The sequence below is a fragment of the Streptomyces sulphureus DSM 40104 genome (genome assembly GCF_000381025.1).
GTDB classification, from domain to species: domain Bacteria; phylum Actinomycetota; class Actinomycetes; order Streptomycetales; family Streptomycetaceae; genus Streptomyces; species Streptomyces sulphureus.
In genome coordinates this window covers 171936-196219 of the sequence record NZ_KB905823.1, presented here as the reverse complement: position 1 = coordinate 196219, position 24284 = coordinate 171936, and the positions used below count along the sequence as shown (strand labels likewise).

Genomic DNA, 24284 nt, shown 5'->3' with positions numbered 1-24284 from the left:
ACGTAGTCGGAGAGGTCGCCATCCCCATACTTGTATAGTTGCGCAATATAGCAACTGTTGGCATCGGAGGAGACGCGACATGTTTCTGCGCAACGGCCTCGAACCCTGGCACCTACTGATCATGGCCGTCGTCGTGATCCTGCTCATGGGTTCCAAAAAGCTCCCCGACACCGCGCGCGCTCTCGGCAAGTCCCTGCGCATCTTCAGAAGCGAGACCCGCGCGATGCAGCAGGAAAGCGGTGAGCCGGGCAGCTACGGACCGCCAAGCGCCACCGGACCCGCCGCTGCTCCGACGGGGCAGCCCGACGCGGACGCCGCCTCGGCCCCGCCCGCCCACGCCGGCGAATCCTGAGGTGCCGGCGCCTACGCGACGGCCGCTCCGGCCCGCCCGTCGCGCCGCCGACCGCCTCCGCGGCGTATGGGACCGGCCGCTGACGGCCTACGCCCTGCTCCTTGGCAGCAGCCTGCATCTCCTCGTGCTCGGCCTGGTGATGGTGTACTCCGCCTCCCAGATCCAGGCCCTGAGGTACGGGCACGACGCGGCGTTCTACTTCCGCAAGCAGCTGCTGGCAGCCGTGGCCGGCGGCGTACTGCTGCTCCTGGCCGCCCGGATGCCGCTGCGGGCGCACCGCATGACCGCGTACGCGGTGCTGATCGTCACCGTCGTTCTGCTCTGCCTGGTCCAGGTGCCGGGACTCGGGGAAACCGTCAACGGCAGCACCAACTGGATCGCCCTGGGCGGCTCCTTCCAGCTCCAACCCAGCGAGTTCGCCAAGCTCGCGCTGGTCCTGTGGGGAGCGGATCTGCTGGCCCGCAAGCACGATCTCGGACTGCTCACCGAGTGGAAGCACGTACTGGTGCCGCTGCTGCCGTGCGCCCTGGTGCTACTCGGCCTCGTGCTGATCGGCGGCGACATGGGTACCTCCGTCATCCTCTGCTGCGCCCTGCTCGGGATGCTGTGGACGATCGGGGTCCCCACCCGCTTCTTCGGCCTCACCCTGGGCGCCGTCGCCGCCCTCTGTGTCCTCCTCATCATCACCAGCGGCCACCGCATGTCCCGCTTCGCCTGCGTCGGCGCCGTCGACCCGGGCCCGCACGACGAGTGCTGGCAGGCCGTACACGGCCTCTACGCCCTCGCCGCAGGCGGCGTGTTCGGCAGCGGCCTCAACACGAGCACGCAGAAGTGGGGAGAACTTCCGGAACCGCACACCGACTTCATCCTCGCCATCACCGGCGAAGAGCTGGGCCTCTTCGGCACCCTCACCGTGCTCGCCCTCTTCGCCCTGCTCCTCGCCGCGGGGCTGCGCACGGCCAGCCGCGCCGAGGAGCTCTTCGTTCGACTCGCCGCCAGCGGAATCACTCTGTGGATCGCCGTCCAGGCCGTCATCAACGTCGGCGGCGCGCTCGGCATGCTGCCCATCTCGGGCGTCCCGCTTCCGCTGTTCTCCTACGGAGGCTCGGCTCTGCTCTCGCTGATGTACGCAGTCGGCGTCCTCGTCGCGCTCTCTCGCACAGACCCTTCCACTGCCGCGGCCCTCACCGACTGGCGCCGGTCGCGAACAGCCGGAATCAAACGCGTACAAACGGGCGTTGGAACTCAGGCCGAAACCGGGCGCCGGACGTGAACACACTGCAGCAGCCCCACAGCCACCCAGCCAGCGAACATCGACGAGCCGCCGTAACTGACGAAGACCAGCGGCAGACCAGTCACCGGCATGATCCCGAGATTCATGCCGATGCTCTCGAACGTCTGGAAGGCAAGCCAGGCCACCACCCCGCTCGCGACCAGAGCCCCGAGCAGGTCGCTGCTCCGCCGAGCGATCCGCAACGCGCGCCACAGCAACACCCCGAACAGCACGATGATGCCTCCCGCCCCGAGGAAACCCAGCTCCTCCCCTGCCACCGAGAAGACGAAGTCGGTGTGCTGCTCCGGCACGAACTGGCCTGCCGTCTGCGGCCCGTTGAACAGCCCCGTACCCGTCAGGCCCCCCGATCCGATGGCCGTCCTGGCCTGGCTGGTGTTGTATCCGACCCCAGCCGGGTCGAGCGCCGGATCGACGAACGCGGCGAACCGATCCACCTGGTAGGAGTCCAGCAGCTCCAACTGCCACACCAGGAGGGCCCCCACCGCAACGGCGCCCAGCAGCCCGAGCACCCAACCCCAGTGCGCCCCCGCCGCGAACAGCACGCACAGCAGAATCGCGCCCAACCCCATCGACTGCCCCAGGTCAGGCGTCAGCAGGATGAAGACCGACGGCACGACCACCACGGCCAGCGCCAGCAGAACACGCCGTGAACCGAACCCGTCGACCTCGCCGCTCCGGCAGCCGAGCACGACGGCCAGCATCAGCACCGTGCTCACCTTCACGAACTCGGCGGGCTGCAGGGCGAATCCGCCCAGATCCAGCCACCGCTGAGCGCCATTGGCGGTGGAGCCGAGCGGTGTGAACACCAGCACGACCAGGATCACACCAGCCGCATACAACCAAGGCGCGGCCCAGACCAGCCGGGTGAGACCGCACCACACGACACCGCCCATGAGCAGCACCCCGAGCCCGGCGTTGAACAGATGCCACAGCGCGAAGTGCTCCGTGTCGCCGCCCTGTACGGCCCCGCTCCCGCGCGTCGCGGAGTCGATCAGCACGGCACCGAGGAGAGAGAGCACGGCGGCGGTCCCAACCAGCACCCAGTCCATCCGCCGCGGCAGCGCCCCCGGGGCGGTGATTCTCCATCGCACCGACCCGGCCAGGGCGTTCCGCGGCCGGGTCCCTCCGGCCCTGCGCAGCAGACCTTTCGCCACCCAGCACTCCCCACGAACGGACGCCAGTACCGGGCCACACTATTCAGCACATACGCAACCAAGCAAACGTCACAGGCCGTATGACGTGCAGGTTCCAAGCCCCAAAACTTCCCCTTGCCGCGCAAGGCGCGATCGCCCTGCCCCGCGAGGCCACGACGACGAGTTGGGCTGGTCGCTCGCCTGCCACCGGCTCATCCCGCCACCAGGGGAAGGGTCAGAATGGGCACGGAGCCGTTGGCGGGGTTAGCCGCCCCCGGTGACATCCGGCCATGTCGGTGCCACAGACCCCAGTGGCCTCCCCCTTCGACAAACCGTCGTCAGCGCGTATCCCGGCAAGCGGTAATTCCTCGGTGCTCAGCTCGCCCGGCACAGCGGCCCGCTCGTCCTGCTCACACGGCATCACTCCTGGCGATGGGACCGTGGCGGAAGATGTGGTCGCACCGGGTAGCGCCGAGTCGTATACAAAACACGACTGGACGCCTCGGCCCTCGCGAGGCCGGAGGTAGACGCGCAGCTGCAGGAACGCGTCAAATGCTTGCGCAACGAGCAAATAGGCTTCTTCACGCGCATCGCGCCTGCAGTGGCACCAAGCGCGTCGCCGAAACCCCAACTCGGTTTTTCTCGGGCAAGCTCCTGGGGAGACCTCTACGCGAAGGTGCGCGGCGGGCTGGTGTCGACCTCTCGCCGGCCCGCGCGACCAGCCGATCCGGCGCGGCAGGAAGCAACCAACGCTACCCCTCGGAATGTGCCACCGCCGTTGTCCTGTGCTCTCTTCTTGTATACGGTTTTTGCGTCTCGGTGGTCGCAGTGGACCACCACGAGTGAGGTGAGCCGGATGAGCGCTGAGGAAGCCGTCTCCGTACGGCGACACGGGGTCGGGGCAATGGCGCCTCGCCGAGAGGACTCCCGGCACATGGCGGGCCGGGGGTACTTCGTCGCCGACATTCAGCTACCCGGGCTGCGCGAGGTCGCCTTCGTACGCAGTCAGGTTGCGCACGGCAGGATTCGCGGGATTTCGGTGCCGCAGACGGACCGTGAGGCAGTGTGGACCGCGGCGCGGCTCGGTCCGTTCGCCGAGCCCTTGACGGCGACCTCGACCCTGGAGGGGTTCCGTGCCGCGGCGCTGCCCAATCTGGCCGAGGACAAGGTCCGGTACGTCGGTGAGCCGGTCGCCCTCGCCATCGCCGGCACCCGGGCAGAGGCGGAGGACGTCGCCGCGCGAGTGGGCGTGGACCTCGAACCGCTCCCGGCCGTGGTCGACTTCGCCGCGGCTTTGGCCCCGGACGCCCCGAAAGTGCACGACGACTGGCCGGACAACATCTTCGCCACCACCGCTGGCGAAGTGGGCGAGGTGGATGCGGCTGCCCGCGAGGCCGACGTCACCGTCACCCGCGAGTACACGCTGCACCGGCAGGCCGTCGTGCCGCTGGAGACACGGGGTGTGATCGCCCACTACAACCGATCGACCGGCGAGCTCGTGGTGTGGTCGTCCACGCAGACCCCGCACATGATCCGCGACATGATCGCCCTCCAACTCGGCATGGAGGCCCGAAGTGTGCGCGTGATCGCCACAGACATGGGAGGCGGGTTCGGCGCCAAGTGCTCGGTCTATCCGGAGGAGATCACGCTCGCCGCGATCGCCACCCAGGTCGACCACCCGGTGCGCTGGGTGGAGGATCGCTCGGAGGCCCAGGTCGCCTCCACCCAGGCGCGGGACCATCGGCACCGGATCACCGCGTACGCGGCGGCCGACGGCACGCTGCTGGGGGTGGAGGCGGACATCCTCGTCAACAGCGGCGCCTACTCGGTGCATCCGTGGACGGCCACGATGGACGCGACGATGGCTTCGGCGATGATCCCCGGACCGTACCGGTTGCACAACTACCGCTTCCGCACCCGCAGCCTGGCCAGCAACAAGACCCCTTCGGGCCCGTACCGGGGCGTTGCCCGGCCTGCAGCAGCCTTCAGCATCGAGCGCACGATCGACGAACTCGCCCACGAACTGGGCATGGAGCCATACGAGGTGCGCATCAAGAACATGGTGCGCAGCGAGGAGATGCCGTACGTTTCCGCCGCCAACAAGGTCTATGACAGCGGCGATTACCCCGAGGCCGTACGCCGCGCCACCGCCCTCATCGAGCACGACGCGTGGCGCAAGCGCCAGAGAGCCCTGCCCGCTTCGGCACGTCGGCGCATCGGCATCGGCTACGGCTCCTTCACCGAACAGACCGCCCATGGTTGCCTCGAATGGGCCGCGCGCGGGCTGGCGGTCACCATCGGTACGGAGGGTGCGCGGCTGGCCATGGACGCCACCGGGAGTTTCACCCTGAGCGTCGGTATCAAGACACACGGACAGGGGTCGGAGACCACGCTGGCGCAGGTCGTCAGCGAGGTCTTCGATGTCGACCTGGACCACGTCACCGTGTCGCACGGCGACACCGCCATGACCCCGCGGGGCGACGGTACCTTCGCCTCCCGCACCATGGTGATGGCGGGCGGAGCCACCCACGGTGCCGCCCTGGCGCTGGCGGAGAAGGTCAAGCGTATCGGTGCCGTGCTGCTGGACGAGCCGGTCGACAACACGGTCCTGCGCGACCACGCCGTGGTGGGCAAGAAGGACTCGGTCACTTACGCGCGGCTGGCGAAGGAGTTCCTCTTCACCCCCGACCACGTGCCGGGCGTCGAGGCCGGGCTCGAGGTCACCCACTACTACCGTCCGGAGGTACAGACCGGAGCGTTCACCTACGCCACCCAGGTGGCTGTGGTGGAAGTGGACCTGGACACCGGGGCGGTGAAGCTCCTCGACTACGCCGCCGTCGAGGACTGCGGCACGGTGGTGAACCCGCGCATCGTCGACGGTCAGATCATCGGCGGCATCGCGCAGGGCATCGGCAACGCCCTCCTGGAAGAGATCGTGCACGACGCCGACGGGCAGCCGAAGTCGACGAGCTTCCTGGACTACCTGCTGCCGGGGGCCACGGAAGTCCCGCACATCAAGATCGAGCACATGGCGACGCCGTCGCCGCACACCGCATTCGGCGTCAAGGGCGCCGGCGAGGGCGGAGCCATTCCGCCGCCCGCGGCCATCGCCAACGCCGTCCGGGACGCCCTGCGCGAGTACGGCACGCAAGTCAACGAGACCCCCATGACTCCGGAGCGGGTATGGACGGCGCTCCAGCTCAGCGCGACGACTGCCGAGGCCTCGAACCAGGCGACGCGGGAGGCGACCCGATGAAAGCACCCGACTTCCAGTACCACCGCCCCACCACCGTCGACGAAGCGATCAAACTGCTCACCGACGCCGGAGACGACGGCAAGGTCATCGCCGGTGGACAGAGCCTGGTCCCCCTCATGAACATGCGGCTGGCCGAGCCGGAGACGCTGATCGACCTCACCGGCGTCGAAGAGCTGCGCAGCAGCCGGAAGACACCCACCGGCGCACGCTACGGGGCAACCACCACCCACATGATGTTCGAGCACGAACTAGTGCCGGACGTCACCCGGGGTCTGCTGCCGCACGCCGCCGCCGGCATCGGCTACCCGGCGATCCGCAACCGCGGCACGGTCGGCGGGAGCCTCGCGCACAGCGACTCCGCCGCCGAGTGGCCCACGGTCATGTCCGCTTTGGACGCTGCCGTGCACGCCCGGTCCGCACGCGGGACGCGCACCATCCCCGTACGGGAACTTCTGCTCGGCTTCTTCACCACCGTCCTTGAAGCGGACGAGCTGATAACCGAGGTGGAAGTGCCGAGCCTCACGCCGACGGCACGCTGGGGGATGCACAAGATGTGTCGTAAGCCCGGCGAGTTCGCCGACTCGATGGCCGTCGCCCGCGGCGAGGGGAATGCACACGGTTCCTGGCAGGAGGTGGAGCTGTGGCTCGGCGCGGCGACCGATCGCCCACTCCGTTTGAGCGGTACCGAAGCGGCCGTACACGGCAAGTCGTCCGCTGATCTCGCGCCCGTGCGACTCGTCGAGCCTCTCGCAGCCGATATCGGTCAGGACCTCTCGGCCATCGATTCCACCGGGCGGCACGCACTGCAGCTGCACGCGGTCACGGTGCATCGGGCGCTGCGGGCTGCAGAGAGGGATGACACCGCATGAACGAGATCACGGTCCGGATGAAGGTCAACGGCCGAGCGCATACGGCGCGAACGGCCGGCCGCACCACCCTCGCCGACCTGCTTCGCGACCAACTCGGCCTCACGGGCCTGCACTTGGGCTGTGAGCAGGGCGTGTGCGGGGCCTGCACCGTCATGGTCGACGGACTGCCGATGCGGGCCTGCCTCACTCTGGCCGGGGCCTGCGAGGGCAGCGACGTGGTGACGATCGAGGGCCTCGAAGGACCGGACGCGGACCGGTTGCGAGACGCCTTCTCCCGGCACGGCGCCCTCCAGTGCGGCTTCTGCACGCCCGGGATGCTGCTCTCCGGCCACCACCTGGTGTGCGCACGGCAGCCTCTCGACCGGGAAGAGGTCAGCGTCGCCATGTCCGGCAACATCTGCCGCTGCACCGGCTACAACGGCATCGTCAGCGCTGTCGGGGAGGCACTGGAACGCGGCATCGCCGCCGAAGAGGCAGCGACAGCCACATGGAACGACGAGGAGTGAAGCATGGAGTTCAACAACGAGTTCGTAGTATCGGCCGCCCCGGAAGAGGCATGGGGCCTGCTGACCGACGTTCCCAGGATCGCCCCCTGCATGCCCGGCGCGAGCGTCACCGAGAAGGACGACGGGTCCTACGAGGGGACGGTGGCGGTCAAGGTCGGGCCCATCAAAGTCAGTTACGGCGGCACGGCGACCTTCCGCGAGCGGGACGCGGACAAGCACCGCATGGTGCTCGACGCAGGCGGCAACGAGAGCAGTGGGAAGGGTTCCGCTGAAGCCGCTGTCACCGTCGACCTGGTACCCGAAGGCAGCAACAGGACCCGCGTCGTGGTGAACACCCAGTTGCAGATCACCGGCAAGGTCGCACAGTTCGGGCGCAGCGCCATGGCGGACGTCGGAGCCCGGATCATCGGTCAGTTCGCCGACAACCTCGAAGCGCTGCTGACTGAAGGACAGCCGACCAACGCCTCCGGCCCGCAGGTCCCCCCTTCTACCGCCGGCCTGGCCGACACCGGGTCCGGCGGCTCGGAGCTGAACGCGCTCGCCTTCACATGGCCCTGCGCCCGTCGCTACGCACCGGTGGCCGCAGCCTTCGTGGGCGGTGCACTGTCGGCATGGCTCGTCACCCGTCTGCGCGGGCGTCACGCTCCTGCTGCTCCAGCACTGCCTGCTGCGCAGCCCTGATATGAATTTTCATAATCATCTCCGCCGATGTTGCGTCCCTTCGTTGCAGCGCCTCGATCAGTTGCCTGTGATGCTCGGCGCTGCGCGCAAGGTCGCGTTCGGTGTAGCGGAGGAACGTACGGCGCACCAGTGCCAGACCGAGCACACCGGTGAGCAAGTGGATGAGAGCGTTGTTGCCGGTGGCCTCCAGCAACGTCGCATGGAACTCGTTGTTCAAAGTGGCCGCCCGCTGTCTGGCCGCGGCGCCCCCTTCCGCGATCGCCCGGTCGTAGTCGACGAGGTTGGCTTCGAGTTTGCTCAGGATGTCTTCGGTGATGTTCTGCGTGGCGACCGCTGCCACGTAGCCCTCGATGACCGCGCGCAGCCCGTAGATCTCAGCGACCTGCTCGGGGCTCCACTCCACGACTTGAGCGCCTCGGTAGCGCTCGATCCGCACGAGCCCCTCGGAGTTGAGTTTGCGCAGCGCCTCCCGCACCGGCGTGCGACTGATCCCCATCGAGGCGGCCAGGGACTCTTCCCGCAACCAGATGCCGGGGCGCAGCTCACCCGAGGCCATGCGCTCGGCGATCTCGGCGTAGGCGCGCTGAGCAGCGGACGACTGTTCTTCTCGGCCATCTGTCACGGACAACCTCCACGTCATTCCCGAATCAGGATCAGGGGGCCTGCGGGCAGGACTGCGCCACCCGTTCGGTGAGATGGTCCGAAGACCCGGCACGGTTCGCCTCAAGGTGCCGAGGCAGTACGTTCGCCGTACCGCCCGAGTCGCACTCCTGAAGGCACCGCGCCGAGTCGGCATGCTCTCGCGCTGCCGCGGCCTGCCGCCCGTGCTTGGAGAGGCTGTTCGTCACACACCGCTCGCAGGTGTTCCACAACATGCACAGGTGGCGCTGCAGCCCCTCTCCGCCCGCGGCCCTGAAGAGCGTGAGGTGGGACTCACGATGGGCATGCAGCATCGCCTCCGACACCCGCGGCACCCGTTTCTCGGCCAACTCCTGCATGTCTTCCGGCCACTGCTGCATCGAGGCGCTGATCGTCCCGTCGTCGGACTCGGCCGCGTGCCGCGCCGCGATCGGCTCGATGGCCCGCAGGATGTCGAACGAGTCCCGAAGGAGGCGGGGGCTCATCAGACGTACGACGGTGCCATGGCGCAGCAGGCTGTCCACCAAGGACTCCACCTCGAGCTGCCGGACAGCTTCGGGGAACGGTAACGCGGCTCACGCCGAGTCCGTCGGTCGGCTCGTACACGGGTAGCTCGGCTCTTGGCCCCGGCGTCCGTACCACACTGCGGTTGCGGATTCGGGCGGTGACGACTGGTGCCCGGTGTCCTGAATCCTTCCGGGCCGTCCCCGCTGACCGCTTGCCTCGCCACAGCGCTCCCCTTATCTTCCTCCGCCCGACAGGCCGGGTCGGGAAGACGGATGACGCTGTCGGCGAGTAACGACCATGCGAAGCATACAGTTTTCCGTTTTCCGCGTGCCGGCGCGCTCAGCAGTCATGGCAGCTACCCGAGATGGGCTCTCCGTCGCGGGGCGGCGCCCGGCGGAGGATCGGCATGCGGCTCTGGCACAGCCGCCGGCCGGTTCCGCCTCACTGCGCGGTGATGATCTCGTCGGCCACGGCGACCGCGGTCTCCTGCGGGCTCCGTGCCCCGAGGCCGAGTCCGATCGGCGAGGACCGCCGCCCCAGTGCAGCCTGTCGAAGACTCACCTCTCCCAGACGCTGCAACCGGTCCTGGTCGGTGCACCATCTGCTCACGGCACCCACCTACCCGGCTGCCGTACGCAACGCGATCTGTCGAACAGCCCTCGCTCTACACGCGCCCGCCCCGCTGCCGACGCCCGACGACGATCGGCGCCATCGATTGCCGGACAACAGCTTCCGGCGCACCCTGCTGCTGCGCCGGGATGGCGCACGCTTCCACACGGGCAGCACCCCTGCAGGCGACCTTGGCCGGATGCACCACAAGATGAACTTCCTGCTCACCTCGGGGGCGACTGAGCGGGACGCGCGGACGGCCATGTTGGCCGCCGGCCGTTTCACGATCGGCAGTGTGCTGGAGGGGCAGGCGGACGCCGGCTCCGGTAACGACTCGGCCCCGCAGGCGGACATGCCTGCGATCGACCATGAGTCGGTATTCGCGGCTGGCCCGACCCTCATCCCGGACGGCTTGGTGCACCGCACCGCGATGTGGGGCCGCCCGCAGCGATCGCCGACATGGCCCGGCGACAGGAAGGGTCGACCCTCGCACGAAACGGACTACTGGCCGCACAAAAAAGATCCCTGGTGGCGAACCCGGTTCACAAGCGGGCGTGTCTCGACCGACCGGTAGAGCCTCGTTCCAGCCGAGGCCGGTATCGAGGCCCCGGTCGGCACTTCTCGCAGTCGGCTGCCTCACGCCGGCCGAGTGCGAGAAGCAACTGATCACGTATCGCACACTGCCGCTCGTCACATGGGACCCGACGCCCACTCGTGCCAAGCGATTTCGCTCTCGACACTGCCCGGGAAGCCGCGAGATGGTCTTACGAACCGGGGCGGTCATTCGGTGGTGGAGAGTTCATGACGAATTCCGTTGAGAAAGAGCTGTAGGCCGTAGACGAACCGTTCTTCCGGATCGGCGTCGAAGGCCGAGAGGGCGACGTCGTCCGAGAGTTCGGTGAAGGCGTCCATCTTCTTCGACCACAAGCCGCCTTCGACCAGGTCCGCGCGCGCCTGCTCCTCGATCGTGTGGCCGATCACATATTGGCTGACCGCCGCGACCGCCCACGCCGCCTGCCGAGGCGGGAGCCCGGCTTGGCGGAGCAGGGCAGCCGAAGTGTTGCCGAACAGGACGGTGTGGGCCTCGGCGGTGTAGGCGCCGGCCACCACACGGGCACCATCGCGGTGGCGCAGCAAAGCGTGCCGTAGCCGGCCGGCCAGGGCCACACCTTGCTCGCTCCAGTGCCCGGGCTCCAGCGTGACTTCGACCGACGCCATGATCCGCTCGGCCATGGCGTCCAGCAACGCCTGCTTGCTGGGGAAATGCCGATACAGGGCGCCGGCTCGCACTCCCAGCGCCTCACCGAGCTTACGCATGGTCAGGCCGTCCAGGCCCGTGTCGTCCAGCAGCGCCAGCGCGCCGTCGACCACGTTCGCCTTCCGCAGCAGCATCGTGCCCGCTTTCCGTCCTCGCGTGCGGCCGCGCGGGCGTCGATCCCGATCTGCGGCCGTTCCACCGGGAGTCGGTTGACTCCCGGCTACACCTAGCCTAGCGTGAACAACGTTCACCGTGAACGATGTTCACTAACTGGGCGAGTACACCTTCGCCGCGCCGCGACCCGGACGAGTCGGGCCGCGATCCATCACGCACTGAACGAAAGGGGCACATTGTGCGAGTCCTCATCACGGGCGGCGGGCCGACCGGCCTCACGCTCGCCATCGACCTGGCCCGACGTGGGGTGGAAGTACGCGTCGTCGACAAGGCCGACGGTTTTTTCCGCGGATCGCGAGCAGACACGATCCAGCCGCGCACACTGGAGGTCTTCGACGACCTAGGCGTGGTGGACGCCGTACTGGCCGCGGGTTCTCTTCCGCCGGCCTACCGTGTCCACCTCGATGGACACACGGTTGAGGAGCGCCGGATGGCCGAGCTGCGGGCCCCCCGGCCTGACCAGCCGTACCCCAACCCGTGGACGCTCGGTCAGGCCCAACTCGAAAAGATACTCCGTTCCCGCCTCGCCGATTTCGGCACGCGGGTGGAGTCCGCAATGGAGCTGACGGGGTTGGAACAGGACGAACATGCGGTGACCGCATATTTCGGCACAGGCGAAATCGAGCGCTTCGACTACCTGGTAGGGGCCGACGGCGGTTCCAGCACCGTGCGCAAGGCGATCGGAGCCGCTTTCCACGGCACCACAGACGAAACCTTCCGACTTGTGATCGGTGACGTGTACGCCCCGGATCTCGATCCGACCATCGGCCACTGGTTCGCCGCCGCCACCAGCCCCATGACCGGCGTGGTGATGACCCCGCTGCCAGGCACTGACATGTTTCAGCTCAACACTCCCATCGGCATGGACGACGACGCCTCCCTGACCACCATGCAGACCGTCCTGGACGGGTTCTCGGCCGGCGTGCACTTGAGCGGCTGCCACTGGTCCACCGTGTGGCGCCCGAATGTCAGGCTCGCCGAACGATTCCGCGTCGGGCGCGTCTTCCTCGCGGGCGACGCCGCGCACGTCCACCCGCCCACTGGCGGGCAAGGGATGAACACCAGCGTTCAAGACGCCTACAACCTCGGCTGGAAATTGGCGGCAGAGACCAAGCTGGACAGCTACGAAACCGAACGCAGGGCAGTGGCGGCCACCGCTCTGAAGACGAGCGACGATCTCCTGCGGTTGTACGCCGCCGGCCGGGCCGAGGCCCACAAGCGCGGCGAGGAGCATCTCGGCTTGCACATCAGCTACCGCCCGCAATCCGCTACCGGCGCCCTCGCCCCCGGCGACCGCGCTCCCGACGCGCTTGTCCGGGATTCCACGGGCAAGCAGATCCGGCTGTTCGATCTCTTCCGCGGCCCTCACGCGACCCGACTCGTCTTCGGCGCGTCCGCCCCGGACGCGGACCACAGCTACGCCGTCCTGCGCCCCGGCGACGACCCGACCGACTTCGGCCGGTATGTCATCGACATCGACGGCAACGCCTTCGCCGCCTACTCGGCGTACACCGCGTCAGCCGACGGCCACGTCCTCATCCGCCCTGACGGCCACCTGGCCTACTGAGGTCGACACCGTGGTGCTGACCGGATCGCCCCGCTGATGCCGGCCGATCCGGTCCACGAACGGCGAGGGCCGAACACCGCGGCACTTTCGAGACCACCACGTGCGGCGCGCGACGCTGTGAGTGGCACCTGGCCCAACTCGGCTGGATGCCATCCGCCAGGATTAGGGCCACGCGCCGCAAGGGCAGTTGTCGGCTGTCAACTCCACGGTGGACGGGCCCGCAGCACGACGGCCGAATGCAGGGGTGCAACAAATTGTGCTCTCCTCACGTCGGTGATATTCAGCGACTCGTGCAGCCACCGTTGGCATGCCTTTGACTCAGCCCGGGTCTAGTCTCGTCTGGAGAGCCTCCGCGTTCGTCACGGGTCCTCCGCCCGAGCGGCCTGTCTCCATGCTCCGAGCCAGAGGGGGTCGAGAGAAGATGAAGCCGTTTCTCACCAGTTTCGGCAAGATCACCGTGTTCTTTCTGGCCGGAGTGCTGGCACTGTGCCTTTCCGCGATCGAAGCCGGATCCCAGGGAGCTCAGAAACACAAGACCCACACTGCCGCCCCGGGTTGCCATCGCCCCCACCGCGGATATGCCCCTTCTGGTTCTGTGCTCCACCGCACTACGCCCCAAGAGGCCGGCATGACTTCCGGCCCCCTCAATGCCTTCGCGCACGACATGAAGAAGTGGACTGATCCGTCTTCGCGTAATGAGTTCCTCTTTCCGGGAGCCACGTGGCTGATCGCCTCCGAGGGCAACGTAGTTGCGCGTAGTTCAGCAGGCTACGCCGTCCGATACGGGAAGGACGGTCGAAATATTCCCGCGCGTCAGCGGCAACAGGCGCGACCAGACACAATCTACGACCTGGCCTCCCTGTCGAAGTTGTTCACCTCTCTCGTGGCGGTACAGCAACTCGAGAGCGGACGACTGCACCTCAACACACCAGTTTCCCGTTACCTGCCCGGCTTTTCCGTCAACAACAAAGAACGCATCACGGTCAAGGAGTTGTTGACCCACACATCCGGTCTGCCCCCGGACCCCCAACCATCTTTGAGTCAAGTACAGGGAGGAAAACAAGAGCAGACAGAGGCTATTCTCAGAAGCCGCCCGCTGTCACCGGCGGGTTCCCGGTATCTCTACTCCGACCTGAACATGCTGAGCTTGCAACTGGTCCTGGAAAAAATTACCGGCCGCACGCTCGATGCCCTTGTCCGCAGGGATATCACCGCACCGCTCGGCATGCGGGACACCGGATACAATCCGCCGGCACGCGAACGGAAGCGCATAGCGGCCACTTCCTACGAGGCAGGACGGGGGCTCATCCACGGTTCCGTCCACGACAACAACGCCTGGGCATTCGGAGGCGTAGCTGGACACGCGGGCGTCTTCTCGACAGTCGATGATCTCGCGGTCCTGAGTCAAACCATCTTGAACGGCGGTTCATACTGCGGTCAGCGCATCCTGTCCCCGCACGGCATAAATCTGTTGCAACGCAACTACAACCAAGAATTCCCCGGAAATGCACATGGCCTCGGATTCGAACTCGACCAGAAATGGTATATGGGCCCCTTGTCCTCCGTCCGTACACTGGGTCACACCGGATTTACCGGTACTTCTCTTGTGATCGACCGAACCTCGCGGTCGATCGTGATTCTGCTGACAAACCGTGTACACCCTGCCGACCAGACCCCGTCCACCAATCCCGCGCGGCGTAAAATCGCACAGACACTTGCACGGGCTGTCTCCGTGCTTCCATCCGGTCGCGCCCCTCGTGATTTGCCGTACCACACGGGCGGCTGCCTCGGGTGGGCGCGGCCCCCGGTTTTTCTTCCGGGCATGTGGTCGTGCGGTCCAGGAGACGTGCAGCTGAACCCGTCATCGCGTCGGACAAGTCCGCGGTCGTAGCTGGTGCAGGCGGCACCGGCGAAAGCAGGGAGGTCGTCGGCTTTGCTCAGCGGCGCTGAAGCGAACCGGCCTGTCCACCGGAGGCGGGCACCGCCCGGCCGACAACGACGTCTATCCGTGCTAACACTTCATCCGGCGAACCTCACAGAGGCGGCTTTCCTGCCACACCGATGCCTGTCGCCCAATCCGACAGGATCTCAACAAGCTTCCTGCTGATTCCTACTTAAGCCGGACTCCACATCGCCGCCATGTGCGTCTGGTCGGCGAGATGATCCGAAGGAAACCCCTAGGTGTGCCATCTCATGGGGTTGGTGCCACGAAGCGTCGAGCGTGAGCTGTTGTGGCCAGTCAGCACACCAGGGGGAGGAAGACGGTGTCGAGGATCTCCTCCAGGACGTGTTCGGGTACCGGGGCGAACGTCGAGAGGATCTCGTGGCGCAGCAGGACAAAGGGCAGGGTTTTGATGCGCTCGGTGAGGGATTCCGGCTGAATCTCGCCCCGCTCGACGGCGCGGTCGAAGAGCGTGTCGAGCGCTGTCGTGCGGCCCGTCGCGACGGGGTCGAACAGGCTGCTGGGGCTTCTTCCGGTTTCCCGGTAGTAGCTGGCCAGGTGCGCGTACATCACGGTGACCAGCTGCACGTGCTGGGTGGCAATGTGCCGCATGAGGGCGAGGAGGTCCTCCCGCAGGCTCCCGGTGTCGGGGATGGCGGGACGGGACTCCCGGAGGATGTGGACGATGGTGGCCCGGATGAGTCCGTCGCGATCGGACCAGCGGCGGTAGAGCACGGGCGGGCTGGTGCCCGCGCGCTTGACGACGGCGTCCATGGTGAACCTGGCGTAGCCGTTGTCGGTGAGCTCGTTCCAGGCCGCATCGAGGAGTGCCTTTTCCAGTTCCGCCCCGCGGCGCCGCTGAGCCATTGTTCGCCCTCACAAGTTAGATAGATTTGTCTTTCTTACGGTACCGGACTACCTTGAGCGGAGTAAGGAAGAGGTTTCTATCTTAGAGGTGTCGATCGTGAGCACATCCCGCGAGGCCGAGCCTGTCCCCGCAGACCCCGGCCGAGTAGATCCCGCCGTGCTGCGCATGGCGATCACTCTGATCGTTGGTGCTCTCGGTGTCGTCTTCGACACCACCATCATCAGCGTCGCCCTGAACGACCTGGCCAAAGACTTCGGCGCGACGCTGTCGACCATCCAGTGGGTCAGCACCGGCTACATGCTGGCCGTCTTCGTCACCATTCCGCTTGCTGGATGGGCCCAGGCACGGCTCGGCGGCCGGCGCCTGTGGGTCGTCGCTCTGGGCGGGTTCCTGGTCGGGTCGATCCTGAGTGCCCTGGCCTGGAACGCCACCAGCCTCATCGCGTTCCGGATCGTCCAGGGCCTCGCCGGCGGCATCATGATGCCGCTGATGTACACCCTGCTCATGCAGGCCACCAAGGGCCGGAACATCGGCAAGGTCATGGCCATCATCACCGTGCCCACGGCGCTCGGGCCGATCCTCGGCCCGGTTCTGGGCGGACTCGTCCTCTACCTGGCCGACTGGCGCTGGCTGTTCCTCATCAACATCCCCTTCTGCCTCGTCGGAATCTGGCTCGCCTGGCGCAACCTGCCCGACGACCGGCCCGCAGCCGACCGCCCCCGCGTCCGTCTGGACACCGTCGGCCTGATCCTGCTCTGCCCAGGTTCCGCGGCGTTGCTCTACGGCCTCTCCCAGGTCGACGGCAGCACGGGCTTCGCCAGTGCTCAGGTCCTCATCCCACTGCTCGCCGGGGTCGCTCTGGTCGGGGGCTTCGCCGTCTGGGCTCTCACCCGGGCGTCCGCCCCCTTGGTCGATGTGCGCATGTTTCGGCACCGCTCGGTGGCCTCGTCATCCACCCTGCTCTTCCTCGGCGGGATCTCCCTGTTCGGCTCGATGATGCTGCTGCCCCTGTACTTCCAGCAGGTCCGCGGCGCGACCCCCCTCGGCGCCGGACTGCTGCTCATCCCTCAAGGAGTCGGTGCCCTCGTCGCCCGAGGCCTGGCAGGCAAGTACATGGATCGAGTCGGCTCCCGCACGGTGGCCCTCGTCGCGTTCGTCTTCGTCGCCGCATCCACCGTGCCGTTCGCCTTCGTCACCGCCGACACCGACGAAAGCCTGCTCATGGCCGCGCTGTTCGTCCGCGGCATCGCCCTCGGCGCTGCCATGATCGCGCCCATGGGCGCCGCCTTCGTCGGACTGGAGCACGAGCAGATTCCGGACGCCAGCATGATCACCCGCGTCGCCCAGCAGATCGGCGGTGCGGTAGGCGTCGCCATCCTCCTTGTCATCCTCCAGCAGAACATCGGCGACGCTCACACCCCCAGCGCCCTGGCAGACGGCTACGACCACGCGTTTTGGTGGTCCGTGGCCCTCACCGCCGCCGCTGTTCCGCTCTGCCTGCTCCTGCCCAGCCTCCCCGAGCCGACGACCCCCACCGAAGACAGCAAGAACTGATGGGCTTTCAGGCTGCAACAATGATGGGCTGAAATGGCGGGACACCTTGACGCCGGAAGGGCATCGCCGACTGTGCGAGCGCGTGGACACCGGGTGTCCGAGCGCACACGTTGCGGCTGAACGGCATCTCCCGCCGCCGTCCGGCGAAGTGGTACTCCCGCCGGCGCGAGCACGGCGGGAACGGAGCGCTCGGCCACTCGTCCCGGCCGGCCACGAGCCCGGACCGCACCGGACGCGGAGGACATTGCGGACCTGGTCGAGGCTCTGCGGCAGACCACGCGCGGGCCCGCCCGGCTCGCCGCCGACGTGCAGCGGCTGCACGGCATCGCCCTCGCCCCGGCCACCGTGCACCGCGTCGTGGTACGGCGCGGGCTGAACCGAGCCGGCCTGGGTATAGCACCGCCCTATCGCACCCGGGCCCTCACTCGCCACCGGCCGATCCCGGCGCGAACCGTTCCGGCCTGAACGGAGCCAGGTCCGGGTGACGTCTGCCTGTCAGCAGCTCCTCGGCCACCAGCTCCGCGAGGCCCGGGGCGAGCGTCACCCCGCTGTGCGTCACCGCCACGTACGGGCCGCCCGCTTCCGCCGCCGGGCCCACGATCGGCAGTCCGTCCGGCGGCATGGGCCGCACGCACACCTTCCGCGCGACGACCTCCGCGTTCCGGAGGGAGGGGAGGAGAGAGCGGGCACGCTCCAGGAGGGTCGTCGCCCACTCGTCGAGTTCGCGCTCGGGAGTGTGGAGGTCGACGGCCACGTCCCCTGCCTCCAAGTGGACTTGGGTGCTGTCCGCGCCGTGCGCGCGCAGGTGGACGCGCGGCGTGTGCAGGACGCGCAGGGGTGCGTCGCGTACGGGTCCTGCCCGGACGACCAGCGCGGGCGCCGAGGAGCCGGGGGGCTGGGGGTCGACGATCGGGACGCCGGCCCCGGGGGCTCCCGCCAACCGCGACACCTCCGGTGTCCACCGTCCCGCGCAGCACACCACGGTGTCGGTCTCCAGCTTTCCGCCGTCCGCCGTCCGCACCACGCGCGGCCCGCCGGCCTCCCCCTCGACCGCTGTCACGTGACCGGCCGGGCCGCTGCGTACGTCGGCGCCCTGTGCCCGTGCCCGCTCTACAAGGGAAGCGATCATCAATTCCGTGAGTACGTAGCCCTCTTGGGGAAACCAGGCGGCGCGGGTGAGGTCCGAGGGCAGCTCCAGCGCCGGTTCCAGGTCGGCGATCCTGCGCCGGCCCACGAGCTCCGCCGGGTAGCCCCATGCGGTCATCCACGCGACCCGTTCCGCCAGGCGCCGCATGCCCTTCTCCTCCTCGGCCCACCGCAGGTTGCCGACCGGGCGGTACCAGGCGTCGCCGCCCGTGCGTTCCGCCAGCCGTCCCCAGGCGGCCATGCTGCGGGTCCCGAGGTCGTGATAAGCGCGCGGTGCCTTGCCGTTGGAGTTGAGCCAGGCCAGACTCCAGCGGCTGGTCCCGTGTCCCGGTCGCTCACCGTCCAACAGTGCGACTTCGACGGGCGTTCCGCGTTCTTCGGTCAGCCGGTGGGCGAGCGCGGTGCCCAGTACACCGGCTCCGATGACGGCGATGCGCCGGGCTGCCATGTGCGCCTCCTTCGAACGGGTCTTCCTGCACGGTCTCGACTCCCCGTGCCGGGAAGCGGGTCGGCGGTCGTCGCGCTGCCCGCTCGTCGTCTCAGGACACAGCGGGAGGAGGTCCCGTGGAGTCTCGTGCGATCAACCTGCCGCGCAGCACCAGCCGTTGCCCGTCCTGCGCGTCGGCGTCTCGGGCGGCGTCCGGCGCCGTGCCGCTCCCGGTGGTCGCTGCCTCCTCCGTGCCCGGGTCGCCTGCGCCGTCTCCGCGCCGCTCCGCGATCCTCTCCAGCAGACGTTCGGCCGCCGTGCTGCCCAGTTCGCGGTTCGGCTGGCGTACGACCGTCAATCGGGGCCGTACCAGCGTGGTCCACTCCTGGTCGTCGAAACCGACGAGCGAGACGTCATCGGGGCAGGCGCGTCCGCTGCGCTGGAGAGCGGCGACCGCGCCCGAGGCGAGCACGTTGTCGGTGCAGAAGAGCGCCGTGACGCCCGGGTCCCGCCGCAGCAGGCGCAGCACGGCGTGCGTCGCGGCGTCCCTGTCGTAGGGAGAGTGGACGATCAGCCCCGGGTCGGGGGTGAGACCGGCGCGGCGCAGCGCCGCGGCGTAGCCCACGAGCCGTGCGGCGCTGGGCCGCTCGGCGTCCCCCTCCGCCGGCGCGGCGTCGCGCAGTCTCGGGAAGTCCCGGGCCGCCTCGCTGAGCACGGCTATGCGACGGTGTCCGAGCCGCACGAGGTGCGCCACGGCCCGCTGTGCGCACAAGGTGTTGTTGATGATGACCTGGTCGACCTGGGGCAGCGCGGGCAGCGGCCTGTCCAGCAGGACGAGCGGCAGTCCTGCGTCGGCCAGCGCGCGGAGCCGCTCGGCGCTCTCGGGGGACTGCGGTGCGACGATCAACCCGTCGACGCGCTTCTCCCACATGACCTGGATCGCCCGCCGTTCGGCTTCCGGATCGGAGTCGGTGTTGGCCAGCAGCATCTCGTAGCCGGCCGCACGGACGACGTCGGTGATGGCCCGCACGGCGCTGGCGAAGAAGGGGTTGCCGACATCGGTGACGATGACGCCCACCGTCTCCGTCGAGCCGTGGATGAGGCTGCGGGCAAGGCCGTTGGGCCGGTAGGACAGCCGGCGGGCGGCGTCCTCGACCTTGGCGCGTGAGGCGGCGCTGGCCTGCCCGTAGCCGCCGAGCACCCGGCCCGCCGTGGCGGTGGAGACTCCTGCCTCACGGGCGACCTCGACGATGCTCGGGGGGCCCGAGCCTTTCTCCCTGTGCGGCACCTCGCCCCTCTCCGGCCCGGTCGGCCGTCTCGAGAACTTTTCCCAAGAACCTGTTGACGACAGTCTAAGGCGCTGAGAAGGTTCTCACCACTGCCACTGAGAACCTTCTCAGTAACCGACTTCCGGAAGGCGGCGTTCCTGATCGGCGCGCGCCCTGCGCCGGTCCGGCGTTCTCGGTGGCGGGCGCGCACCCGACCCGTTCCAAGGAGACCCTCCCGATGCCGTCGCCAGTCGCCGTCGACCCCATCCCGCTCGCCACCGACCTCGCCCCGACCCTGGAGCGCACCGTCGCCCAGGCGCCCGCGGCACGCGAGCTCGCTTCCCGCCTCGCCGACCGGCTGCGCACCGTCTACTTCGTCGGCTGCGGCGGCTCGTTCTACTCGACCTTCCCTGCCCAGGACCTGATGGAGAGCCACACGGCCTCACCCGTCTCGCACCGGATGACGGCGGCCGAGATGATCCACCGGCCGCTGGCCGGGCTCGACGGCTCGGCGCTCGTCGTCGCCTCCTCGCACTCCGGTGCCACGCCCGAGACTCTGGAAGCGGTCCAGCTCGCCAAGAAGGCGGGTGCCACCGTGGCGGGTATCGCGCGGGCCGGGGACTCGGCGATGGCCGACGAGGCCGATGTGCTCTTCGACTACCCGAGCGATGTCACGGTCACCGAGCCGAAGGCCATCCACTTCACGCAGATCGCTCTCGCCGTACTGGAGTCGGCCGGCGCGCTCCCGGACCCCGGGGCCGCCTGGGGCGCGATCGAGGCGATCCCCGAAGCGCTGGCATCCGCCAAGCGGGAGGTCGCCCCGCTCGGTGCCCGAGTGGGCGCCCAGTGGCGGGACGCCGAGCTGGTCTACGTGCTCGGGGCCGGACCCAACTCGGGAGCCGCCAACGCGCTCGCGGCCTGCTACCTCCAAGAGATGAACTGGCTGCACGCCTCCGCGGTCAGTGCGGGCGACTTCTTCCACGGCCCCTTCGAGATCATCGGCCAGCACCCGGTGCTCATCCTCAACGGCGAGGACTCCACGCGCCCCATCGGGGAACGCGCCGTCGCCTTCGCCGAGCGGTACTACGACACCCATGCGGTGCTCGACTCCACCGCCTTCACCCTGCCCGGCGTCCCCGAGGAGCAGCGGGGACTGATCAGCCCGCTCGCCATCGCGTCGGCCTCCCGGCGGCTGCTGGACTTCTGCGCCGCCGAGCGCGGCCACAACACCGCGCAGCGCAGGTACATGTACCGGGTCGCGTACTGATGGGGCGCGTGCGCCTGTTGGGGATCGGGGACAACGTCGTCGACCGGTACGCAGGGGTACCACCCGACGCCGGCGGCGGAACGATGTTTCCCGGCGGCAACGCCGTCAACGTCGCGGTGTACGCGCGCAGAGCCGGTGCCGACGCCGCGTACTGGGGCGTGACGGGGGACGACCCGGCAGGAGAGGTCGTTCGGGAAGGTCTGCGCTCCGAGGGCGTCGACACCTCCCGCATGCGCATCGCGCACGGACCCAACGCCTGGGCCGAGATCGGGCTGGAGAACGGCGACAGGTCCTTCAAGGGCTCGGACGACGGAGTCTCCGTCTTCTCCCTCACACCCGAGGACCTGCGGGCACTGGGTTCGTACGACCTCGCACACACCGCCTACAGCGGCTCGCTGGCAGCGCAGGTGCCGCAGATGGCCGCCCACACCTCGGTTTCGTTCGACTTCTCGCACCACTGGCGGGAGCCGTGGGCCCCACCCCTTCTCCCCCATCTCCATCTCGCGGTGTTCTCCGCGTCACAGCTCGGCGAGGAGGAGTCGGTCAAACTGCTCCACAGCGCGACGGACCGGGGCGCGCGGTGGGCTCTGGCCACGCGGGGAGCCGAGGGAGCAGTGCTCACCGACGGCACGGGGCTCTGGCGCCAGGGCGCGGTCCGCACCCGGACCGTGGACACCCTCGGCGCGGGGGACGCCTTCGTCGGCACCCTTCTCGGCACGCTCCTCGCGGACGGCGACCCGGAGTCCGGGCTCGCGGACGCGGCCGAGGCGGCGGCGTCCGCGTGCACCGCGTACGGCGGTTTCGGCCACGGAGCCCCCTTCCCCAACAGTCCCGTCCCCTCACAAGCCCAGGCAGGCAAACCATGACATTGCGCATCGGTGTCGACACCGGAGGCACCTTCACCGACATCGTCGCCTTCGACGAGGAGAACGGCACCATCCAGGTGCGGAAGGTCTCCAGCACACCCGACGACCCGGGCCGCGCCATCGTGGACGGAGTCCAGGAGCTCCTGCGCCAGATGGGCGGAGGCCGGGAGGGCGCCAAGCGCACCATGGCGGAGGTGGCGTACTTCGCGCACGGCACCACGGTCGGCACCAACGCGCTGCTCACCCAGCGGGGCGCCCGTACCGGTGTGATCACGACGCGGGGCTTCCGCGACCTGCTGGAGCTGGGCCGAGGCCGCCGCCCCCGGCTGTACGACCTCCAGGCGGACAAGCCCGTCCCCGTCGCGCCGCGGGACCTGCGCCTGGAAGTGACCGAACGGGTACGCCACGACGGACGGGTCGAGACGCCGCTAAACGAGCAGGACGTCCGCACCGCGGCGAAGGCCCTGCGCGAGCGGGACGTGCAGGCGGTCGCCGTCTGCCTGCTCTACAGCTTCCTCCACCCCGCGCACGAGGAGCGCGTCGGGGAGATCCTCACCGAGGAGCTGCCGGGTGCCCACATCTCACTCTCCAGCCGGGTGCTGCCGGAGTTCCGCGAGTACGAGCGGCTCTCGACGGTCGCCACCAACGCCTACGTGGGCCCTGTCGTCTCCGCGTACCTGGCCAGGCTCCGCGAACGGCTCGCGGCGTGCGGCCTGGGCGCCGTACCGCACGTGACCCAGTCCAACGGCGGCATCATCCCGTTCGAGGCCGCCGAGGAGTTCCCCGTCCGCATGGTGCTCTCCGGGCCCAGCACCGGCGTGGTCGGCGCCGCCGAGATCTGCTCGGCCGCCGGCCATCCCGACATCATCACCTTCGACATGGGCGGCACCTCCTCCGACGTCTCCCTCGTCCGGGACGGGACGCCGAAGGTGACCACCGGCATGGAGCTGGACGGCCGCCCCCTGCGCACACCCATGCTCGACATCCACACCGTGGGGGCCGGCGGCGGCTCGCTGGCCCGGGTGGACGCCGGCGGCCACCTCAAGGTGGGACCGGCCAGCGCGGGCGCCGATCCGGGCCCCGCCTGCTACGGCAAGGGGACCGAGGCGTCGGTGACCGACGCCAACGTCGTGCTCCACACGCTCAACCCGACTGAGCTGCTCGGCGGTCAGATGCCCGTGGACGAGGGCGCGGCCCGGGCCGCCGTCGGCCGCCTCGCCGAGCGCGCCGGGCTCGGCATCGAGGAGACGGCGCAGGGCATCCTGCGGGTCGTCTCCGCGAACATGGCGCGTGCCCTGCGCGTCATCTCCGTGCAGCGCGGCTACGACCCCCGCGACTACGCCCTGGTGCCCTTCGGCGGTGCCGGACCGCTGCACGCCTCGCGGCTCGCCCGCGAGTTGGGGATGCGCACGGTGGTGGTACCGCCCACGCCTGGGGCGCAGTCGGCGCTCGGGCTGCTGATGACCGACGTACGCGCGGACTTCTCCCGCACCCGTATCCAGCCCTTCGCCACCGCCTCGGCCGCCCGCCTCGGCGAGCTGTACGGGGAGTTGGGCATCGAGGCGGAGACCTGGTTCGAGGCCGAGGAGGTCGCGCCGGGCGACCGGAGTACGCAGCGCACCGCTGAACTGCGCTACGCGGGACAGAACTACGAGATCCCGGTGCCGGTCCCCGACGGTCCCCTCGACGGTGACGCGATCAGCACCGTGCTGGAGTCCTTCAGCACGGAGCACCACCGCCTGTACGGGTACGACTCCCCCGGCGAACCCGTCGAGGCCGTGACCCTCCGGGTACGCGCCGTGGGCCGGGTGCCCAAGGCGGAGCTTCCGCGCGCGGAGCCCGCCGGCGCCGACGCCTCGGCCTCCCTCACCGGTGTCCGGGACGTGCACCTGCCGGAGCTGGGCGGCTTCACGCCCGTGCCCGTCCACAACCGCGAGCTGATGCGACCCGGCAACCGACTCGAAGGGCCCGCCGTGGTCGAGCAGATGGACACCACGACCGTGCTGCTGCCCGGCGATCTGCTCACCGTCGACGCGCACTCCAACCTCGTCATACACGTCACCGACCCGGCGGCCGCACAGCGCTAGCCGTACCGAACAGG

General features: G+C 68.9%; 21 protein-coding genes. 13 read left to right on the top strand and 8 right to left on the bottom strand.

The window, feature by feature from the left end:
• Nucleotides 1-79: 79 nt before the first annotated feature.
• Both tatA and ftsW read left to right on the top strand, forming a co-directional pair.
• Entirely contained in the window at nt 80-352 is a 273-nt protein-coding gene (tatA, locus tag F603_RS0126250) for a Sec-independent protein translocase subunit TatA (protein ID WP_019548919.1), read from the top strand.
• Between the two features lies 1 nt (nt 353).
• The gene (gene ftsW, locus F603_RS0126245; RefSeq protein ID WP_019548918.1) at nt 354-1625 is read left to right on the top strand and encodes a putative lipid II flippase FtsW; all 1272 of its coding nucleotides are present in this window, start codon (nt 354-356) and stop codon (nt 1623-1625) included.
• On the opposite strand, the gene rodA is transcribed toward ftsW, so the two are convergent.
• The gene (rodA, locus tag F603_RS0126240) at nt 1598-2695 is read right to left on the bottom strand and encodes a rod shape-determining protein RodA (RefSeq protein WP_019548917.1); all 1098 of its coding nucleotides are present in this window, start codon (nt 2693-2695) and stop codon (nt 1598-1600) included. The two genes, ftsW and rodA, sit on opposite strands and share 28 nt — an antisense overlap.
• A gap of 940 nt (nt 2696-3635) precedes the next feature.
• On the opposite strand from rodA, the gene F603_RS0126235 reads away from it, so the two are divergent.
• The 4 genes from F603_RS0126235 to F603_RS0126220 are packed head-to-tail and all read left to right on the top strand — an operon-like array spanning nt 3636 to nt 8091.
• Nucleotides 3636-6035: a xanthine dehydrogenase family protein molybdopterin-binding subunit gene (locus F603_RS0126235; protein ID WP_106431400.1), complete on the top strand. Its 2400-nt coding sequence runs from the start codon at nt 3636-3638 to the stop codon at nt 6033-6035.
• The gene (locus F603_RS0126230; RefSeq protein ID WP_037957109.1) at nt 6032-6904 is read left to right on the top strand and encodes an FAD binding domain-containing protein; all 873 of its coding nucleotides are present in this window, start codon (nt 6032-6034) and stop codon (nt 6902-6904) included. Before F603_RS0126235 ends, F603_RS0126230 begins: the two co-directional genes overlap by 4 nt.
• The gene (locus F603_RS0126225; RefSeq protein ID WP_019548914.1) at nt 6901-7410 is read left to right on the top strand and encodes a (2Fe-2S)-binding protein; all 510 of its coding nucleotides are present in this window, start codon (nt 6901-6903) and stop codon (nt 7408-7410) included. Before F603_RS0126230 ends, F603_RS0126225 begins: the two co-directional genes overlap by 4 nt.
• A 3-nt stretch (nt 7411-7413) precedes the next feature.
• Complete coding sequence (locus tag F603_RS0126220; protein ID WP_019548913.1) at nt 7414-8091, top strand: SRPBCC family protein; 678 nt, start codon at nt 7414-7416, stop codon at nt 8089-8091.
• Here F603_RS0126220 and F603_RS32980 read toward each other — a convergent pair.
• The 3 genes from F603_RS32980 to F603_RS35255 all read right to left on the bottom strand — a co-directional run bounded on the left by F603_RS32980 (nt 8030) and on the right by F603_RS35255 (nt 9846).
• Nucleotides 8030-8713 (bottom strand): GntR family transcriptional regulator, encoded by a 684-nt coding sequence (locus tag F603_RS32980; protein ID WP_019548912.1) that lies wholly within the window; start codon nt 8711-8713, stop codon nt 8030-8032. The genes F603_RS0126220 and F603_RS32980 overlap by 62 nt on opposite strands.
• A 31-nt stretch (nt 8714-8744) precedes the next feature.
• Nucleotides 8745-9254, bottom strand: a complete 510-nt coding sequence (locus tag F603_RS0126210) for an FCD domain-containing protein (RefSeq protein ID WP_245600910.1) — start codon at nt 9252-9254, stop codon at nt 8745-8747.
• Nucleotides 9255-9678: 424 nt separating this feature from the next.
• Nucleotides 9679-9846, bottom strand: a complete 168-nt coding sequence (locus F603_RS35255) for an XdhC family protein (RefSeq protein WP_019548910.1) — start codon at nt 9844-9846, stop codon at nt 9679-9681.
• Nucleotides 9847-9952: 106 nt separating this feature from the next.
• Here F603_RS35255 and F603_RS34360 point away from each other — a divergent pair, with 106 nt between their 5' ends.
• Entirely contained in the window at nt 9953-10420 is a 468-nt protein-coding gene (locus F603_RS34360; protein WP_019548909.1) for a TetR family transcriptional regulator, read from the top strand.
• Between the two features lie 206 nt (nt 10421-10626).
• Here the strand turns inward: F603_RS34360 and F603_RS0126195 are convergent, their stop codons facing one another.
• The gene (locus F603_RS0126195) at nt 10627-11238 is read right to left on the bottom strand and encodes a TetR/AcrR family transcriptional regulator C-terminal domain-containing protein (protein WP_019548908.1); all 612 of its coding nucleotides are present in this window, start codon (nt 11236-11238) and stop codon (nt 10627-10629) included.
• Nucleotides 11239-11456: 218 nt separating this feature from the next.
• On the opposite strand from F603_RS0126195, the gene F603_RS0126190 reads away from it, so the two are divergent.
• The gene (locus tag F603_RS0126190) at nt 11457-12845 is read left to right on the top strand and encodes an FAD-dependent monooxygenase (RefSeq protein WP_019548907.1); all 1389 of its coding nucleotides are present in this window, start codon (nt 11457-11459) and stop codon (nt 12843-12845) included.
• A gap of 421 nt (nt 12846-13266) precedes the next feature.
• Complete coding sequence (locus F603_RS34355; RefSeq protein ID WP_078503758.1) at nt 13267-14736, top strand: serine hydrolase domain-containing protein; 1470 nt, start codon at nt 13267-13269, stop codon at nt 14734-14736.
• A gap of 348 nt (nt 14737-15084) precedes the next feature.
• On the opposite strand, the gene F603_RS0126185 is transcribed toward F603_RS34355, so the two are convergent.
• Nucleotides 15085-15654, bottom strand: a complete 570-nt coding sequence (locus tag F603_RS0126185; RefSeq protein ID WP_019548906.1) for a TetR/AcrR family transcriptional regulator — start codon at nt 15652-15654, stop codon at nt 15085-15087.
• Nucleotides 15655-15820: 166 nt separating this feature from the next.
• Here F603_RS0126185 and F603_RS0126180 point away from each other — a divergent pair, with 166 nt between their 5' ends.
• Entirely contained in the window at nt 15821-17209 is a 1389-nt protein-coding gene (locus tag F603_RS0126180) for an MDR family MFS transporter (protein ID WP_078503762.1), read from the top strand.
• A 421-nt stretch (nt 17210-17630) separates the two neighbouring features.
• On the opposite strand, the gene F603_RS0126175 is transcribed toward F603_RS0126180, so the two are convergent.
• Together F603_RS0126175 and F603_RS32970 are read right to left on the bottom strand one after the other, a co-directional pair.
• Entirely contained in the window at nt 17631-18803 is a 1173-nt protein-coding gene (locus tag F603_RS0126175; RefSeq protein WP_019548904.1) for an NAD(P)/FAD-dependent oxidoreductase, read from the bottom strand.
• A 91-nt stretch (nt 18804-18894) separates the two neighbouring features.
• Nucleotides 18895-20070, bottom strand: coding sequence for a LacI family DNA-binding transcriptional regulator (locus tag F603_RS32970; protein ID WP_019548903.1), 1176 nt, complete (start codon nt 20068-20070; stop codon nt 18895-18897).
• A 218-nt stretch (nt 20071-20288) separates the two neighbouring features.
• Here F603_RS32970 and F603_RS0126165 point away from each other — a divergent pair, with 218 nt between their 5' ends.
• From F603_RS0126165 to F603_RS0126155, 3 genes are read left to right on the top strand one after another with little or no spacing between them, the layout of a single operon-like run.
• Entirely contained in the window at nt 20289-21317 is a 1029-nt protein-coding gene (locus F603_RS0126165) for an SIS domain-containing protein (RefSeq protein WP_019548902.1), read from the top strand.
• Nucleotides 21317-22183 carry a PfkB family carbohydrate kinase gene (locus F603_RS0126160; RefSeq protein WP_019548901.1) on the top strand — a complete coding sequence of 289 codons (867 nt, stop codon included), beginning with the start codon at nt 21317-21319 and terminating at the stop codon, nt 22181-22183. Before F603_RS0126165 ends, F603_RS0126160 begins: the two co-directional genes overlap by 1 nt.
• Entirely contained in the window at nt 22180-24270 is a 2091-nt protein-coding gene (locus F603_RS0126155) for a hydantoinase/oxoprolinase family protein (protein ID WP_019548900.1), read from the top strand. The genes F603_RS0126160 and F603_RS0126155 overlap by 4 nt, the downstream gene beginning before the upstream one ends.
• Nucleotides 24271-24284 lie beyond the last annotated feature (14 nt).

Bases quoted from the DNA above. Each gene is read 5' to 3' on its own strand.
- F603_RS0126180 (WP_078503762.1), top strand. From the start codon at position 15,821: ATGGCGATCACTCTGATCGTTGGTGCTCTCGGTGTCGTCTTCGACACC.
- F603_RS0126235 (WP_106431400.1), top strand. From the start codon at position 3,636: ATGAGCGCTGAGGAAGCCGTCTCCGTACGGCGACACGGGGTCGGGGCA.
- F603_RS0126175 (WP_019548904.1), bottom strand. From the start codon at position 18,803: ATGGCAGCCCGGCGCATCGCCGTCATCGGAGCCGGTGTACTGGGCACC.
- F603_RS0126220 (WP_019548913.1), top strand. From the start codon at position 7,414: ATGGAGTTCAACAACGAGTTCGTAGTATCGGCCGCCCCGGAAGAGGCA.
- rodA (WP_019548917.1), bottom strand. From the start codon at position 2,695: ATGGACTGGGTGCTGGTTGGGACCGCCGCCGTGCTCTCTCTCCTCGGT.
- F603_RS0126230 (WP_037957109.1), top strand. From the start codon at position 6,032: ATGAAAGCACCCGACTTCCAGTACCACCGCCCCACCACCGTCGACGAA.
- F603_RS34355 (WP_078503758.1), top strand. From the start codon at position 13,267: ATGAAGCCGTTTCTCACCAGTTTCGGCAAGATCACCGTGTTCTTTCTG.
- tatA (WP_019548919.1), top strand. From the start codon at position 80: ATGTTTCTGCGCAACGGCCTCGAACCCTGGCACCTACTGATCATGGCC.
- F603_RS0126195 (WP_019548908.1), bottom strand. From the start codon at position 11,238: ATGCTGCTGCGGAAGGCGAACGTGGTCGACGGCGCGCTGGCGCTGCTG.
- F603_RS0126165 (WP_019548902.1), top strand. From the start codon at position 20,289: ATGCCGTCGCCAGTCGCCGTCGACCCCATCCCGCTCGCCACCGACCTC.
- F603_RS0126160 (WP_019548901.1), top strand. From the start codon at position 21,317: ATGGGGCGCGTGCGCCTGTTGGGGATCGGGGACAACGTCGTCGACCGG.
- F603_RS0126225 (WP_019548914.1), top strand. From the start codon at position 6,901: ATGAACGAGATCACGGTCCGGATGAAGGTCAACGGCCGAGCGCATACG.
- F603_RS0126185 (WP_019548906.1), bottom strand. From the start codon at position 15,654: ATGGCTCAGCGGCGCCGCGGGGCGGAACTGGAAAAGGCACTCCTCGAT.
- F603_RS0126155 (WP_019548900.1), top strand. From the start codon at position 22,180: ATGACATTGCGCATCGGTGTCGACACCGGAGGCACCTTCACCGACATC.